Annotated in this window: 15 protein-coding genes; 12 read left to right on the top strand and 3 right to left on the bottom strand. The window is 63.2% G+C overall.

The window, feature by feature from the left end; translation table 11 throughout:
* The 11 genes from J2R80_RS02070 (at position 1) to J2R80_RS02020 (ending at position 11,415) form a co-directional block, all read left to right on the top strand.
* On the top strand, positions 1 to 555 hold the full coding sequence (locus J2R80_RS02070) for an HD domain-containing protein (protein WP_076824896.1): 555 nt from the start codon (positions 1 to 3) through the stop codon (positions 553 to 555).
* A gap of 1 nt (position 556) precedes the next feature.
* Positions 557 to 2,272, top strand: coding sequence for an urease subunit alpha (ureC, locus tag J2R80_RS02065; protein ID WP_076824898.1), 1,716 nt, complete (start codon positions 557 to 559; stop codon positions 2,270 to 2,272).
* A gap of 111 nt (positions 2,273 to 2,383) precedes the next feature.
* Positions 2,384 to 2,683, top strand: coding sequence for a putative quinol monooxygenase (locus J2R80_RS02060; RefSeq protein ID WP_024581875.1), 300 nt, complete (start codon positions 2,384 to 2,386; stop codon positions 2,681 to 2,683).
* A gap of 24 nt (positions 2,684 to 2,707) precedes the next feature.
* Positions 2,708 to 3,007 (top strand): putative quinol monooxygenase, encoded by a 300-nt coding sequence (locus J2R80_RS02055; protein WP_028342270.1) that lies wholly within the window; start codon positions 2,708 to 2,710, stop codon positions 3,005 to 3,007.
* Between the two features lie 7 nt (positions 3,008 to 3,014).
* Positions 3,015 to 3,632 (top strand): urease accessory protein UreE, encoded by a 618-nt coding sequence (gene ureE, locus J2R80_RS02050; protein WP_076824900.1) that lies wholly within the window; start codon positions 3,015 to 3,017, stop codon positions 3,630 to 3,632.
* Complete coding sequence (locus tag J2R80_RS02045; RefSeq protein ID WP_076824902.1) at positions 3,613 to 4,350, top strand: urease accessory protein UreF; 738 nt, start codon at positions 3,613 to 3,615, stop codon at positions 4,348 to 4,350. The genes ureE and J2R80_RS02045 overlap by 20 nt, the downstream gene beginning before the upstream one ends.
* Positions 4,351 to 4,607: 257 nt before the next feature.
* Entirely contained in the window at positions 4,608 to 5,852 is a 1,245-nt protein-coding gene (locus tag J2R80_RS02040; protein ID WP_229193590.1) for an IS4 family transposase, read from the top strand.
* 138 nt (positions 5,853 to 5,990) lie between these two features.
* Positions 5,991 to 6,629, top strand: a complete 639-nt coding sequence (ureG, locus tag J2R80_RS02035; protein WP_028334695.1) for an urease accessory protein UreG — start codon at positions 5,991 to 5,993, stop codon at positions 6,627 to 6,629.
* Positions 6,630 to 7,056: 427 nt separating this feature from the next.
* On the top strand, positions 7,057 to 8,718 hold the full coding sequence (locus tag J2R80_RS02030) for an HWE histidine kinase domain-containing protein (protein WP_050387210.1): 1,662 nt from the start codon (positions 7,057 to 7,059) through the stop codon (positions 8,716 to 8,718).
* A gap of 179 nt (positions 8,719 to 8,897) precedes the next feature.
* Positions 8,898 to 9,926: a cytochrome-c peroxidase gene (locus tag J2R80_RS02025; RefSeq protein WP_076824906.1), complete on the top strand. Its 1,029-nt coding sequence runs from the start codon at positions 8,898 to 8,900 to the stop codon at positions 9,924 to 9,926.
* A 505-nt stretch (positions 9,927 to 10,431) separates the two neighbouring features.
* Positions 10,432 to 11,415, top strand: coding sequence for a hypothetical protein (locus tag J2R80_RS02020; protein WP_076824949.1), 984 nt, complete (start codon positions 10,432 to 10,434; stop codon positions 11,413 to 11,415).
* Between the two features lie 20 nt (positions 11,416 to 11,435).
* Here the strand turns inward: J2R80_RS02020 and J2R80_RS02015 are convergent, their stop codons facing one another.
* Positions 11,436 to 11,801 carry a methylamine utilization protein gene (locus J2R80_RS02015; RefSeq protein WP_076824951.1) on the bottom strand — a complete coding sequence of 122 codons (366 nt, stop codon included), beginning with the start codon at positions 11,799 to 11,801 and terminating at the stop codon, positions 11,436 to 11,438.
* A 217-nt stretch (positions 11,802 to 12,018) separates the two neighbouring features.
* Here J2R80_RS02015 and J2R80_RS02010 point away from each other — a divergent pair, with 217 nt between their 5' ends.
* Complete coding sequence (locus J2R80_RS02010) at positions 12,019 to 14,925, top strand: EAL domain-containing protein (RefSeq protein ID WP_141342493.1); 2,907 nt, start codon at positions 12,019 to 12,021, stop codon at positions 14,923 to 14,925.
* Positions 14,926 to 15,010: 85 nt separating this feature from the next.
* Here the strand turns inward: J2R80_RS02010 and J2R80_RS02005 are convergent, their stop codons facing one another.
* Positions 15,011 to 15,559, bottom strand: a complete 549-nt coding sequence (locus J2R80_RS02005; RefSeq protein WP_016847265.1) for a sigma-70 family RNA polymerase sigma factor — start codon at positions 15,557 to 15,559, stop codon at positions 15,011 to 15,013.
* Positions 15,559 to 15,762 carry a NepR family anti-sigma factor gene (locus J2R80_RS02000; RefSeq protein WP_018269610.1) on the bottom strand — a complete coding sequence of 68 codons (204 nt, stop codon included), beginning with the start codon at positions 15,760 to 15,762 and terminating at the stop codon, positions 15,559 to 15,561. The genes J2R80_RS02005 and J2R80_RS02000 overlap by 1 nt, the downstream gene beginning before the upstream one ends.
* Positions 15,763 to 15,928: the final 166 nt, after the last annotated feature.

The raw sequence follows: 15,928 nt of genomic DNA, 5'->3' as shown, positions 1-15,928 counted from the left end.
ATGCTTCCCGCTGTCCGCATGGTCTCCGAAGCTGCCGAGCTTGCCGCGCACCGTCATAACGGGATGGCGCGCAAGGGGCGGGGGAGTGAGCCTTACATCAACCATCTCGCCGAGGTCGCGAATCTGCTCGCGCAGGTCACTAACGGCACCGATGCCGAACTGGTGGCTGCCGGCTGGCTTCACGACACCATCGAGGACTCCGAGACCACGCGCGAGGAGCTCGCGCAGAAGTTCACCGCGCGCGTTGCCGATCTCGTTGTCGAGTGCACCGATGACATGAGCCTGCCAAAGCCTGCCCGCCGGCAAAAGCAGATCGAGGATGCTCCGCACAAATCTCCCGGTGCAAAGCTGATCAAGATCGCCGACAAGATCAGCAATATCGGCGCGCGGATCGTGCCGCATCCGAGCAAGGACGAGCGCGATGATCTCGCCGACTATGCGGCCTGGGCCGACAAGGTCGTTGCCGGTTGCCGGGGCATCAATCCGCGGCTCGACCGCATTTTCGACGACACGATTGCGCGTGCCAAGGCCGCGCTGACTGAAACTGGGGGCTGACATGTCCGTGAAGATCAAGCGTTCCGTCTATGCCGACATGTTCGGTCCAACCACCGGTGACAGGGTTCGGCTTGCCGACACCGATCTGATCATCGAGGTCGAGAAGGATCTCACCACCTATGGCGAGGAGGTGAAGTTCGGCGGCGGCAAGGTGATCCGCGACGGCATGGGGCAGTCGCAGGTGACCAGCGCGCAAGGCGCGGCGGATACCGTCATCACCAACGCGCTGATCGTCGATCACTGGGGCATCGTGAAGGCCGACGTCGCGATCAAGGAGGGCATGATCGCGGCGATCGGCAAGGCCGGCAATCCGGACATCCAGCCCAATGTGACCATCATCATCGGCCCCGGCACCGACGTGATCGCCGGCGAAGGCAAGATCCTCACCGCCGGCGGTTTCGACAGCCACATCCATTTCATCTGCCCGCAGCAGATCGAGCACGCGCTGATGTCTGGCGTCACCTCGATGCTAGGGGGCGGCACCGGTCCGTCGCACGGCACCTTCGCCACCACCTGCACGCCTGGCCCTTGGCACATGGGGCGGATGATCCAGTCGTTCGACGCCTTCCCGGTCAACCTCGGCATCTCCGGCAAGGGCAACGCCTCGCGTCCGGCGGCGCTGGTCGAGATGATCAAGGGCGGCGCCTGCGCGCTGAAGCTGCATGAGGACTGGGGTACCACGCCGTCGGCGATCGACACCTGTCTCTCGGTTGCCGACGACTACGACGTCCAGGTGATGCTGCATTCGGACACGCTGAACGAATCCGGCTTCGTCGAGGATACGGTGAAGGCGTTCAAGGGTCGCACCATCCATGCCTTCCACACCGAAGGCGCCGGCGGCGGCCACGCGCCTGACATCATCAAGATTGCCGGGCTGAAGAACGTGCTGCCGTCCTCGACCAATCCGACCCGGCCGTTCACCCGCAACACCATCGACGAGCATCTCGACATGCTGATGGTGTGCCATCACCTCGATCCGTCGATCGCCGAAGACCTCGCCTTCGCCGAGAGCCGGATCCGCAAGGAGACCATCGCCGCCGAGGACATCCTGCACGATCTCGGCGCGCTCTCGATGATGTCGTCGGACTCGCAGGCGATGGGCCGGCTCGGCGAGGTCATCATCCGCACCTGGCAGACCGCCGACAAGATGAAGAAGCAGCGCGGGTCGCTGCCGCAGGACAAGGGCAACGACAACGACAATTTCCGCGTCAAGCGCTACATCGCCAAATACACCATCAACCCCGCGATTGCGCACGGCGTGTCGAAGCTGATCGGCTCCGTCGAGAAGGGCAAGATGGCCGACCTCGTGCTGTGGTCGCCGGCGTTCTTCGGCGTCAAGCCGGATTGCATCATCAAGGGCGGCTCGATCGTGGCGGCGCCGATGGGCGATCCCAACGCCTCGATCCCGACGCCGCAGCCGGTGCATTACCAGCCGATGTTCGCCGCCTTCGGCAAATCGCTCACCGCATCCTCGGTGGTGTTCACCTCGAAGGCCGCGGCGAGCGGCGGTCTCGCCCGCAAGCTCGGCACAGCCAAGAAGCTCTATGCGGTGCAGAACACCCGCGGCAAGATCTCCAAGAAGAGCATGATCCACAACGACGCGACGCCCGAGATCGAGGTCGATCCCGAGACCTATGAGGTACGCGCAGACGGCGAGCTGCTGACCTGCGCGCCGGCCGAGGTGCTGCCCATGGCACAGCGCTATTTTATGTTCTAAAACCCGTCCCGGTAACCAGAGCGTTTTCGAGCGAAGTGGATTTCCGGTTCGCGGAAAGAAAACGCGTCAAAACAAGACTCAAGCCAAAACAGAAAACCGGGAGGAACTTCCGTGATTTACGTCGTTGCTACGCTGACCATCAAGCCCGAGACCCGCGCCGAATTCATTGCTGCGGCGACGGCCTGCATCAAGGAAACCCGCAAGGAGCCCGGCAACATCGCTTACGATTTGCATGAGAGCGTCACCGACCACAGCAAGATGGTGTTCGTCGAGCAGTGGGAGAACGCGGAGGCGCTGGTGCCGCATCGCACCGCCGAGCACATGAAGACGTTCGGCCGGGTCGCGGTGAAATGCATGGCCGCGCCGCCGAAGATCGAGGTGATCACGCCCGAGAAGGTCGACGTCCGCTAACGAGAAAAAGAAGGGAGATAATCCATGATCTATGTCATCGCCACCACGCCGATGAAGCCGGAGAACAAGGACGACTTCATCAAGGGGCACAAGGCCTGCACGGTCGAGACCCGCAAGGAGAAGGGTTGCATCTCCTATGACGGCAATGTCAGCGTCAACGATCCCAACCTCTATGTGGTGGTCGAGCGCTGGGAGAGCCGCGAGGATCTCAACGGCCATGCCAGGGCGCCGCACATGAAGGTATGGCGCGAATATTCCGCTAACATGAAGACCGGGCCGACGGTGATCGAGATCATCAGCGACGCCAAGGTCGAGAAGCTCTGAGGCATCGATGATCCGCGCCACCAAAGTCCTGGGACAGCACCGCTGGAAGGAAGCGCCAGCCGATACCGTCGTGCTAGATTTCGACGACCGGCACCGGCGGCGGATGGTGATGTCAGGGACGCGCGGGCTCGAATTTCTGCTTGATCTCGAAAACGCCGTCGCGCTGCGCGGCGGCGATGCGCTGGTGCTGGAGGACGGCCGCCTCGTCGAGGTGGTCGCAGCTCCCGAGCCGCTGGCGGAAATCCGGGGCAGCGATCCGCATCATCTGATCCGGGTCGCCTGGCATCTCGGCAACCGTCATCTGCCGACGCAGATCATGCCGAAGGGATTGCGCATCCGCAGGGATCACGTGATCGAGGCGATGGTGAAGGGGTTAGGGGCCCGTGTGATCGAGATTGAGGCGCCGTTCGATCCCGAGGGCGGCGCCTATGCCGAGCATGCGCATGCCGACGAGCACGCGCATGGTCACACCGGGCACGATCATGCCCACAGCCATGCCCATGATCACGGCCACCACCATGGCCATGATCATGGGCCTGACCATGACCACGACCATCATCATGATGAGCATTGCGAGCATGCTCATCATCACCACGATCACTCCCATGCTCATGACCACAAATGAGCCTGATCCCGCCGCGCTGCGCGGCGGGATGGCGGAGGATGAGGCGGCCGCGCTGTACCGGCTGATGACATGGCTGTCGCCGTCCTTTCCGGTGGGGGCGTTCGCCTATTCCAGCGGCATCGAATGGGCGGTCGAGGCCGGCGACATCACGGATGCCGCGTCGCTGCGCGGCTGGCTCGCCGCGATGCTTTCCGACGGCAGCGGATTTTGCGACGCTGTGTTTCTCGCGCAGAGTTTTCGTGCGGCGTTGCAGCCCAATCATGCCGGGCTGGAGCAGGTCGCCGAGCTTGCCGCGGCCTTCGTGCCGTCGCGCGAGCGGCAGCTCGAGACCACGACGCAGGGGCGCGCCTTCATCGAGATCGCCCGTGCCGCGTGGAATTCGCCCGGCCTCGACGCGATGATTGCGGCTTGCAACGGCCCTGTCGTCTACCCCGTCGCGGTCGGCATCGTCAGCGCTGCACACGGCATTCGGCTTGCGCCGGCGCTGCACGCCTTCCTGCATGCAGTGACCTCGAACTGGATTTCCGCGGGCAGCCGGCTGATCCCGCTCGGGCAGACCGACAGTCAGCGCGTGTTGGCCGGTCTCGAGCTGGTCGTTGCTGCGACCGCGGCGCGGGCCAATGCGGCCTCGCTCGAAGATCTCGGCGGCGCGACCTTTCGCGCCGATCTCGCAAGCCTGCGTCACGAGACGCAATACACGAGGCTGTTCCGGTCATGATGCATCTTCCGCTGTCGTCCCTGCGAAAGCACTAGCGTGTCTACACGGTTTTGGGGCGCGACAGATTGACTCGGTGCAGCAAGAAGTGGCGTCTCTGGAGCATGTTGTATGATTCTCTCACTGGCGCTTTGATTCGAAGGAGCGCCAGCGATGCAGCCGGATTTGTCTTTGGGTGAGTTCGGGGACGTTCGTCTCGACAAAAGGGGGCGACGCTTCTCCGGGCTATGCTTTGCACGCGCAGCGTCTGCTTGCGCCAGATGGCCCGGGGCGATTGGGCTGCCAATATGGCGTTCTGGCGGTTTGTGAACAACCCCCAAGTCACGATCGATAAATTGATTGAGGGCTGGAGCGCGCAGACGCGGACTGCGGTCAGCGGGCGTCATGTGCTGGCGATCCAGGATACGAGCGAGGTCAAGTTCCAGACCCAGGCGGGACGGCGGCGCGGGCTGGGCAAAGTCGGCAAGGGCAATGCTCGCGGCGTGCTGTTGCATGCGATGATGGCGGTGGATGCCGACAGCGGGGTCTGTCTTGGCCTTACTGGCGGCAACGTTTGGACGCGCAAAGGCAAGGTAAAAATCCCGCATGAGCGGCGCGCCTTGGCCGACAAGGAGTCGGCGCGCTGGGTGACGGCCGCCGAGCAAGGCCGCGACGTCCTGGCAGATGCCCGCATGATCACCGTCGTCAACGACCGCGAGGGGGATTTCTTTGCTCACTGGGCGCTGACGCCAGCCGAGAATGTCCATCTTCTGTCGCGTGCCATGCACGACCATGCGCTGGTCGATGGCGACACACTTTATCAGGCGGTCGAGCGGAGCCGCTTCTGCGACAACGCGGTGATCGATCTGCCGCAGCGAATGGATCGGCGCGGCCGGCAGGCCCATCTCTCGATGCGCTTCGGAACCGTCGTGCTCAAGCGGCCGCAGAGGCCCGGCGTCACCGACTTGGCGGAGGGCATCAAACTCAGCTTCGTAGAAGTGGTCGAGTTGCATCCGCCGAGAGGTGCGGAGCCCATTCGCTGGCTGCTCCTGACCACTCATCCGGTCGCCACCGTTAAAGACGCCTGGCAGATCGTCTCCTGGTACCGCCAGCGCTGGATCATTGAGCAACTCTTTCGCTCGCTGAAGAGCCAGGGTTTGCGCATCGAGGATAGTCAGATCGAGAGCGCCGAAGGCCTGATCAAGCTCGTGGCGGTCGCCACCAGAGCGGCATGTATCGTCATTCAACTCGTTCAGGCCCGCAACAGTGGCGAAGAATTGCCGGCTGAATTTGTCTTCACCGCAGAAGAGATCGAGACGCTCAGGGCCATCAACAAAACCATGAAAGGTCGCACCGAGCTTCAGAAAAACCACCATCGCCCCAACACTCTTGCTTGGGCGGCATGGATCATCGCAAAACTCGGCGGATGGACCGGCTACGCCTCCCACCGTCCACCTGGACCAATCACCTTCCACACCGGAATGGCCCGCTTCCAAATCCTCGCAAATGGCCCGACAAACGTGTAGATGCACTAGTGCGAAAGCAGGGACCCATAACCACAGGGGGTGGTTGTTGCGGATGGTGTCGGCCACTGGACCCGGTTGAGGGATCACGCGGTATGGGTCCCGGCTTTCGCCGGGACGACAATAGAGGGACTTGTTGATATGCCCACTTCCCACGGCCCACTTCGTGTCGGCGTCGGCGGCCCGGTCGGCTCCGGCAAGACCGCGCTGATGGACCTGCTCTGCAAGTCGATGCGCGAGCGCTACGACATCGCCGCGATCACCAACGACATCTACACCAAATGGGATGCCGAGTTTCTGGTGCGCTCCGGTTCGCTGACGCCGGACCGCATCGCCGGTGTCGAGACCGGCGGCTGTCCGCATACTGCGATCCGCGAGGACGCTTCGATGAATCTCGCCGCGGTTGCCGACATGCGGGCAAAATTCCCCGACCTCGATCTGGTGCTGATCGAATCCGGCGGCGACAATCTGGCGGCGACCTTCTCGCCGGAATTGGCCGATCTGACGATCTACGTCATCGACGTTGCCGCCGGCGACAAGATCCCCTCCAAGGGCGGCCCCGGCATCACGCGATCCGACCTCCTGGTGATCAACAAGATCGATCTCGCACCCCATGTCGGTGCGTCACTCGAGAAGATGGACACCGACGCCAGGCGGATGCGCGGCGAGCGGCCCTTCGTGATGACCAACCTGAAGAAGAGCGACGGCCTCGATCGCATCATCAGCTTCATCGAGACCAAGGGCGGCCTTCGGTCGCAGGGCAAGGTCAAGGCGGGTTAGGCGTTAATCATTGTGGCGGTGCGAACCCTTATCCCGTCATCCCCGCGCAAAGGCTTCGCCTTTATCGCTGGAGGCGCGAGCAGAGCGAGCCTCGAAGGATAAACGGCCACCGGTGGGCCGTTCATCCTTCGAGACGCGCTGCAGGATGACGGTGAGGCACTTGGCTGGATGTCGCTGGCCGCCGCAAAAAAGCTGCGCAATCGCCGGAACAATTTCCAACTTTGCCGATTAGCAACCTTTGGCGCCGCCAAAGACCGCCGGGTGGCGTCGTCGTTAATGCTGCCGACCGGCTCCTGTTGCGGACCGATGATCGCTATTCCATATTCCTTTGCGGCGGGCCTTCATCGCATCCCGATTTGTCGCCGCCCTTGCAGAAGCCAGATGACTTCCGTCCCCTTTCGCCACCCCCTGATTGCCGAGTAAGCGTGTGGTTCGACTGGGCTTCATCGTTGCCTTGATTGCGCTGATCGGAGTTCTGCTCTCCGGTCTTGCCGCCTATCGGGTGCACGATCAGGAGCTCGCGATCGACGGCATCGCGCTGGCGCGGGCGATCGACGTCCATGCCAGCCTGGTGCAGGACCGCCTGACCGAGCGCGAGCTGCTGGCGCGGGTCGCCTCCGGGCTGTTCCGGGCGCCGTCGATGGTGAAGGCCAACATGCTGCAGCCGCTGCGCTCGGCGATCTACGCCTTCAAGACCGATTTCGTCGTCGCCGCCTGGATCGCGCGGCTCAAGCCGGACGAGCTCGCCGCGGCGGAGGCCGAGCTGAAGGCCAACGGCTTCACCAATCCGACCATCCGGGATTTCGACGACCAGGCGCTCGACCTCAAGGCGCTCGACAAGCCGATCAACGTGCTGATGGACGTCGAGCCGCGCAATCCGGAGACCTTGAGCATTCCGGGCCGCGCCTTCGACCGCCACTCGGTGGTGGGCCCGATGCTGGCGCGGGCGATGGCCAACGCCAAGCCGGTAGCCTCCGACCCGGTGCCGCTGTTGCGGCAGAACGGCCCGGTCGGCGTCGTGCTCGCCGCGCCGGTGTTCCAGGAGGGCGCATCCGAGCCGGCCGGCTTCATCACCTTCTCCTATGAGCTGTCGTCGCTGATGCTGACCAACGACGATAGCTCGCTGTTCGCGGTGGCGTTGAAGGATCCGCGCGACTCCAACGACGAGTTCACCGCCAACGAGCAGGGCATCGTCACCTCGCGCGCGGTGCGCCAGGACGGCCCGCTGCCGTCGATGGTGCGCACGGTGACGTTCGGCGGCCGTGACTGGTCGCTCGACTATTACGCCAAGAGCAACGCCACGGTGCGTGCGCAGCAGACCGCGACCATCGTCGCGGCGATCGGCCTCGCGCTGACCGGCATCGTCTGCGGCCTGTTCGGCTATGTCGCCTATAACAATTTGCGCCTCAGCCGCGAGATCGAGGTCCGCATCGGATTCGAGCGCCGGTTGACCGCCGTGATCGACGAGCTCAACCATCGCGTCAAGAACATCCTCGCGGTGATCCAGTCGATCGTGACCCGCACGCTGCGGCACGGCGCCGATATCGATGTCGCGCGCGAGCTCTTGATCGGGCGCATCCACGCGATGTCGAACGTCGTCACGCTGCTCAGCGAGAGCCAGTGGCAGGGCGTCAAGCTGAAGGGCCTGTTCGAATCGCGCGCGATCCCGCATGCCGACCGGATCGCGGTGAACGGTCCCGACATCACGGTCAGCGCCCGCGCCGCCCAATCGCTGTCGCTGCTGTTCTTCGAGCTCGCCTCGCATTCCGACGAAGGGCTGTCGCTGGTCGGCAAGCACCCGCACATCGTCGCCAATTGGGAGGTCGTCGGCGAGGATGCGGACTCGGTCTTTCATTTCCGCTGGGAAGAGTTCAACACCAGCCAGGCGACGCGGCGAGCCGACAGTGATTTCGGCCTGATCCTGCTCGACCGCGTCGCGCCCGAGGCGCTCGGCGGCACCGCGAAGCGCTATTTCACCGACGTCTCCTATGTCTATGAACTGACCGCGCCGATGGACACCGTCGTCGACATGACCGAGCGCGACCGCACCGAGCAGTTCTCCGCGCCGCTGCGCCCGGTGAAGAAGTAGCGACTGCCTCAGGTTGTGTGATCGGATCGACGCGCGGATTGATCGAAATCACGCGCGCAAGCATGCGCCGGCGTCATCGTGACCAATGCCCACTATCAGTAATAGACCGCAACCGATTGTTAAAACTTCGTTGAACATGCTTGGGCATATACCGAGCAGGATACCGTCTGAGGACCCCGATGAGGCTTTGGGTCAGCCTGACCTTGCTCGCGGCAGTTTTGCCGGTAGGGCTGTCGCTTGCCTTGACTCCGGCAGCGCCGCCCGGCGACCCTGCGACAATCCGTGCCAGCTATCGGAGGCCGGACGTCGTTCCGTTCCCGAGCAGCAATCCCTATTCGGAGGCGAAAGCCGCGCTTGGGCAACTGCTGTTCTTCGATCCGCTGCTGTCGAGGTCAAAGACACACTCCTGCGCGAGTTGCCACAGGCCATCCCTTTCATGGGCCGATGGCCTTCCGCGCGCCATCGGTGAGGATCCCAAGGGCCTGCCGATCCGCTCGCCGACATTGATCGATGTGGCCTTCTTCGAGCCGCTGGGATGGGACGGCAAGTTCAGGGATCTGGAATCCGTTGCGTTCGGGCCGATCCTCAGTCCGGCGAACCTGAACATGACCGAGCCGGAATTGATTGCGCGACTTTCGGCGATCCCCGGCTATGTCGATGCCTTCGCCCACGCATTCGGAGACGGCGCGATCACGCGGCCGAGGATCGAGGCGTCATTGGCGACCTTCGAGCGCTCCATCGTCGCAGGCGAGGCTCCGTTCGACCGTTGGATCAAGGGCGACGACACCGCCATCAGCAAATCAGCCCAGCACGGCTTTGAGCTTTTCAACGGCAAAGCACGTTGCTCGGCTTGCCACAGCGGCCCGTCGTTTTCCGACGGATCCTTCCAGGATATCGGCACCGCCAAGGGCCATGACATCGGGCGCGGCCGTTTCTTTCCGACCTCGGCGAAGCTGAAATATGCGTTCAAGACGCCGACATTGCGCGACGTCGCGCGCCGCGCGCCCTATATGCACGACGGATCGGTGGCAACGCTGGAAGATGTCATCGAGCTTTACAACAAGGGTGGGATCGATCGGCCGAGCCGATCGCCCGACATCAAGCCGCTGTCCCTGACGGCAGACGAGAAGAACGACCTTATCGCCTTCCTGCAAACCCTGACCGCGACGGCCCCGCCGGTGGCAGGCGTCCCCAAACTGCCGCGCTGACCTCGGCTCAACGCGGTTCAGAACGAGGTTCGTTTCAGGACAGGTGCGGCAGCGCCGCGCCCAGGAGGCCGAGCCCCACGATCACGAATGCGCCCGCGCAGGTCTCGAGGGTCGCTGTGCGCGCAGCGGACGATCTTGTCACATAGGCGAGGGCCGACCCCACCCCGATACTTACGACGCTCAACGCTCCGAACACTGTACCGGCCTCCCGATCCGATTTGTCCGGATTTCACTACGACAGTTGAATTGAGCTCCCGTGCCGGAATTAGCTAAAATTTGAGGCAACCGGCTGTAAAGACTGCACTAAGGGACAGGCCGGGGGCCCGCCCGCCACGATTAACCACAATGCAACCACGGGATGTCCCGGCAGGCGCAAAGCTTAAAATTTGATATAAGTTAAACAAGTCCTTAAAGTGTGTGGGCGGTTGGTTCAATGTTTAGTGGATGGGCGCGAGATACCGTCTCGGCGGTGCGCTCCTTTTTCGCCACGTGCCTTGCAGCGGTTCTGTTTTGTGTCGTCGCCGCGCGCAGTGCCGAGGCACATGTCAAATGGTTTTGTGCCTACGATGTCGCCGGCCAGCCCCGCGGACTCGAGAATGTCCTTTGCCTGGATTTCGAACTGCTGCTCGGTGTCGCCATCTTCTGGCTGTTTGCGGGTTGCCTGATCGAGCCCACCTCGCTGGGTGACGCCACGATCCGGGTGATGGACCGCGTCACCGAGGGGCTGCGGCTGCGCACCGAATTGATGATGCGCGCCGTGTGCGGGTTCTTCTTCATCTCGATCTGGGCCGTGGGCGGCATCCTGCTGACGCCCGAGTTGAAGACGACGTCGCCGTATGTCGGCGCGCTGCAGCTTGCGATCGCTGCCGGGATGCTGTCACGACGCACGCTGCCGCTGTCGGCGGCGGGGATGGTGGTTCTGTTCGGGATCGGCGTGCGCGACTACGGTCTCTTTCACCTCGCCGATTACCCGATCTTTCTTGGTGTTGCCGCCTATTTTGCACTGGTTGGGCTGAACAAGGATTTGTTCGGAATCCGGCCGATCGACGTGATGCGCTACGCCGCCGCGGTGACGTTGATGTGGGCCTCGGTCGAAAAATGGGCCTATCCGGAATGGAGCTTCCCGCTGCTGATCGAGCATTCCGCGATGACGCTGGGCTTCGACAACGAGTTCTACATGCGCGCCGCCGGCATGGTGGAATTCACGCTTGCCTTTGCCTTGATCTGGACGCCGCTGATCCGGCGCTGCGCCGCAACCGTGCTGACGGGGATGTTCATCAGCGCGTGCTTCGAATTCGGCAAGATCGACACGATCGGACACTCGGCAATCATCGCTGTCCTGCTAGCGATTGTCGCCGACAACAAGGTGTTGTCGCGCGACCGTCGTGCGCCGTGGCTCGCCCCCGTCGCGCTCTGTGCCGCGCTGTCGGTGACCTTGTTTGTCTATTATTTCGGCCACGCTGCGATCTTCAAGACGTCGGTCCTGTAGATCGCCGCCGCCTGGGGCGGCTATTTGGCGACGTGGACGGCAAGCTTCATCTTCGGGTGAATGCCGCACAGCACGGTGTAGTCGCCGGGCACCGAGAAAGTGACGTCGAACTTGCTGCCCGGCTGCTGGTCACCCGAGTCGAAACTGAACGTATCAGTGCTCAAATAAGCGTGATGCAGCAGTTCGCCGTCATCGTTAACGAACCGTAAAACCTCACCCCGCTTGATCGAGATCTGCGCGGGTTTGAATTCACGATCCTTCTGCGAAATGACATAAGGGGCTGCGCCCAAAGCTGCTCCAATAAGCGCTCCAGTGACGATCGCCGCCGCAAACGGCAGGCGGCCGAACTGGCCCAGGCGCAGGGCGCGCAACAAGCCTGACTGCATGAGACCCCCGCTGAACCTCGAACACCAAATATCGGCTATCCCGGGCTGCAAATGTGGCTCCCGGATCACCTGTAAGGGTGATTATCGCCAGCTGATCTTAACGATTTCAGCATGAGTTCCAGTCACTACTAAAGCAATTTTGAGCAGACAGTTATTTTCCGCAGTGCTGCGCGTTTCTGCGTAGCTTGAGTATCGAGCACTACGGCGAAACGCGGGCATGGACAGCCTATTTGGCAACCTCAAGGTAAAGAGCGGTGCGGCCTTTCGGTTCGCAACCGTCCGCCTTTCGCGTCTTGCCCTGACCAAGGGTTCGATCCGCAGCCAGATTCTGATTTTTTGCCTTGCGATGAGCGCCGTTGCGGTCGCCCTCGGCGGGTACTCCATCCTCGGCATCCGCCATGCCGGCGATCTGGTGGCCAAGACGTTCGACGAATCCCTTATGTCGATCAACTATGCACGCGCGGCCGGTGCGGATTTCGCCGCGATGCGGGTCGCCTCGTCGCAACGCCTGCTGACCACGGATCCGGAGATTCGCGCCAATCTCGATGGCCAGATTGAAAAGCTCGCGAAGACGCTCTCGGAAGACCTGGCGATTGCTGCCGATCGGTCGCAATCCTCGCGCGCTGCGCAAGCCGCCGCTAAGGTTCAGGAAGCCGCCGACGCCTGGATGGCGCTGCACCGGCGCGCGATCGGATCGTCCACGGAGGGCAGCGCGGCGGCCGATCCGCGCGCACCGGGTGCGACGGTCGGCGATGTCGATCGCTACTCCAAGATTGTCAGTCAGCAGGTCGAGCTGCTGGTCAATTATACGGCCGGCGATGGCTTCCTGTTCAGGCAAAAGGCGCTCTCGACGATCAAGCGGGACCTGCAGCTCAACGTGGCCGGGCTGACCGTCGCGCTGTTTCTGTCGGCGCTGTTTTCGTGGCTGCTGGCGCGCCGCATTATCGGGCCGGTCGCGATCGCATCGCGGGCCGCGCGAAGCATCGCCGGCGGCGACCTCGACGCGACCATCCCCAAGGGCGGGACCGACGAGCTTGGCACGCTTCTGACCGCAATGGAAACGATGCGCGACAACATCCGGCGGATGGTCAATCAAGAAGTATCGCAACGCCGCTCGGCGCAGGCACGGCTTTCCGATGCGCTCGAAACGTCGCGTGAGGGCGTCGTGCTGCTCGACGCGGATGGCCAGGTCGCGCTGGCCAACTCGCGCGCGAGTGAATTCATCCGTCTCTCGCCGCAGCTCCTGCAGTCGAATCCGCTCGATGCCGCCAGGCTGGCGCCTGCCGACGGTGACATCGATGGCTTTGCGAGCGAGGCGCAGCTTGCGGATGGACGCTGGCTGCGCGTCAGCCGCAGCGAGACGCAGGAGGGCGGCGTCGTCCTCGTCTACAGCGACATCTCCGCGCTGAAGCAGCAGAAGGCCGAGCTGCATGAAACCAATCTGCGGCTCGACGCGGCGCTCACGCACATGTCGCAAGGATTGTGCCTCTATAACAGCGAGGCGCGGCTGCAAGTCGCCAACCGCCGGTTCTGCGAGATCTTCGATATATCGCCGGAGCTTGTCGTTCCCGGAATGACCATGGAGGAGGTGCTCGACCTGAGCATCGCCGCGGGCAATCACGGCGAGCGGACCGTCACCGACCTGCTGGCGGAGCGCGAGCGCTCGATGGCCCTGCACGACGGCAATTATCTGCAGCATCTCAGCGATGGACGGATCATTGCGATCGCGCAACGGCCGACATCCGATGGCGGCTGGCTCGTCACCTGCGAGGACGTCACCGAACAGCAACGGGCGGAATCGCAGATCGCGTTCATGGCCCGGCACGATGCCCTGACCAAGCTGCCGAACCGGACGTTGCTGGCCGAGCGGATCGAGCTGGCGGTTGCGCAGGTCGGCCGCGGACTCGGCTTCGCGGTGTTCTGCCTCGATCTCGATAACTTCAAGCAGGTCAACGACACGCTCGGGCATCCGGTCGGCGACGAACTGCTGTGCGCGGTCGCGGACCGGCTCAACGCCTGCGTCCGTGAGGTCGACACCGTCGCGCGTTTGGGCGGCGACGAGTTCGCGGTCATCCAGTGCGGTGTTCAGGGCGGCGACGAGGCCGAACGCCTCGCGCGCCGCATCGTGGAATGCGTGGGTGCGCCGTACGAGCTGAACGGGCATCGCGTCGTCGTCGGATGCAGCGTCGGCATCTCGATGTCGCCGGGCGACGGCACCACCGGCGAGAAGCTGCTGAAGAACGCCGACGTCGCCTTGTACCGCGCCAAGATGGAAGGCCGCGGCACCTGGCGCTTCTTCGAGCCTGCGATGGACGCCAGCCTGCAGCGGCGTCGGGCGATCGAGCTCGACCTTCGCGAGGCGATGGTCAAGGACGAGTTCTCGTTGTTCTACCAGCCGCTCTACGATCTCCATCTCGACCGCATCTGCGGCTTCGAGGCGCTGCTGCGCTGGCATCACCCCAAGCGCGGGCTGGTGCCGCCGGACCAGTTCATCCCGATCGCGGAAGAGATCGGCCTGATCGGCCCGCTGGGAGAATGGGTGCTCAATCGCGCCTGCGAACAGGCGACGACCTGGCCCAGCGAGATGAAGCTCGCGGTCAACGTATCCGCGGTCCAGTTTCGCGATGCCGACTTCACCGACGTCGTCGTCGGCGCGCTCGCGACGTCAAAATTGTCGCCGCGCCGGCTGGAGCTCGAAATCACCGAGTCCGTGTTCCTAGCGAACAGCAACGAGACGCTCGCAACGCTGCACAAGCTGAAGGCGCAGGGAGTGCGCATCGCGCTGGATGATTTCGGCACCGGCTATTCGTCGCTGAGCTATCTGCGCAGCTTCCCGTTCGACAAGCTCAAGATCGACAAATCCTTCGTGCGCGATGCGACCGCGACGCATGGATCGAAGTCGATCGTCCGCGCCGTCATCAGCCTCGGCAGAAGCCTCGGCATGACCACGATCGCGGAGGGCATCGAGACCGTCGAGCAGCTGGATCATATGCGGGCCGAAGGCTGCAACGAGGCGCAGGGCTTCCTATTCAGTCACCCGGTCCCGGTGACCGAAATCGCAGCCAAGATCCTCGAATTGAGAAACGGCTTCAAGCCGGCGTCCGTCAAGGCGATGGCCAGCTGACGGCGCGCTGAGCGTGGCCTTGCAGGCCAACATGAAAAAAGGCGGCCCGCGGGCCGCCTTTTCTCATTTATCGCCGTGGTCGCGCTTAGCCGCCATTGCCGCCGATCACGGCACGCACGGTGTTGTCGGGGCCGAAATCCTCGGCGCTGTCGACATAGAGCAGCGCGGAGAGCTTCGATCGCGCGCGGTTGACGCGGCTCTTGATGGTGCCGACCGCGCAGCCGCAGATTGCCGCGGCATCCTCGTAGGAGAAGCCGGACGCGCCGACCAAAATCAGCGCCTCGCGCTGGTCCTGCGGCAGCTTTTCAAGCGCGGCGCGGAATTCCTCGAATTCCAGATGCGCCGCCTGCGAAGGCTGGCTCTTCAGCGTCTTGGCATAATTGCCCTCGGCATCCTCGACCTCGCGCCGCCGCTTCCGGTAGTCGGAGCGAAACAGGTTGCGCAGGATGGTGAACAGCCACGCGGGGAGGTTCGAGCCGGGCTGGAACGAGTCGATGTTGGCGATCGCGCGCAGCAGGGTCTCCTGCACCAGATCGTCGGCGCGGTCACCATTACCGGACAGCGAGATCGCGAACGCGCGCAGGCTCGGGACCGACGCAAGGATATCGTCGCGAAGTTCATTCGTGAGAGGCATTAGTCCCCTCCATTGTTCTTGTCGGTATCGCCCCCGGCGACGGCCGCCGCCGCAGCCTCCGGCCCGTCGAGTTTGCGGATCAGCTCCGCAAAGCGGTCGGGTACGCCCTGTCGCACCACGTCATCGTACATGGCGCGAAGCTGGTGGCCGATTCTCGATTGAATCTCGGCGTTGAGACCGCCCTGCTTCTTTACTTCCTTCATGATGTGATCCACGCTTCCCCGGGAGTTAAGTCTCTGATTTCCAAGTCGTTTCCTCGAAAAAAGAGGCTGGCCGCGTTGCCTCGTCGGTCTGGAGCTAATGCAAAGTTGCGCAGAAAGTTCCGGAATGCTGGAACTATTTCGTGGAACTTTTTCGGCTTTCGCGCGT

It is taken from the genome of Bradyrhizobium sp. USDA 4541 (assembly GCF_024171085.1).
Lineage (GTDB): Bacteria > Pseudomonadota > Alphaproteobacteria > Rhizobiales > Xanthobacteraceae > Bradyrhizobium > Bradyrhizobium australafricanum.
Note: the sequence above shows the minus strand (reverse complement) of the source record. Positions and strands in the feature narration are given on the sequence as shown.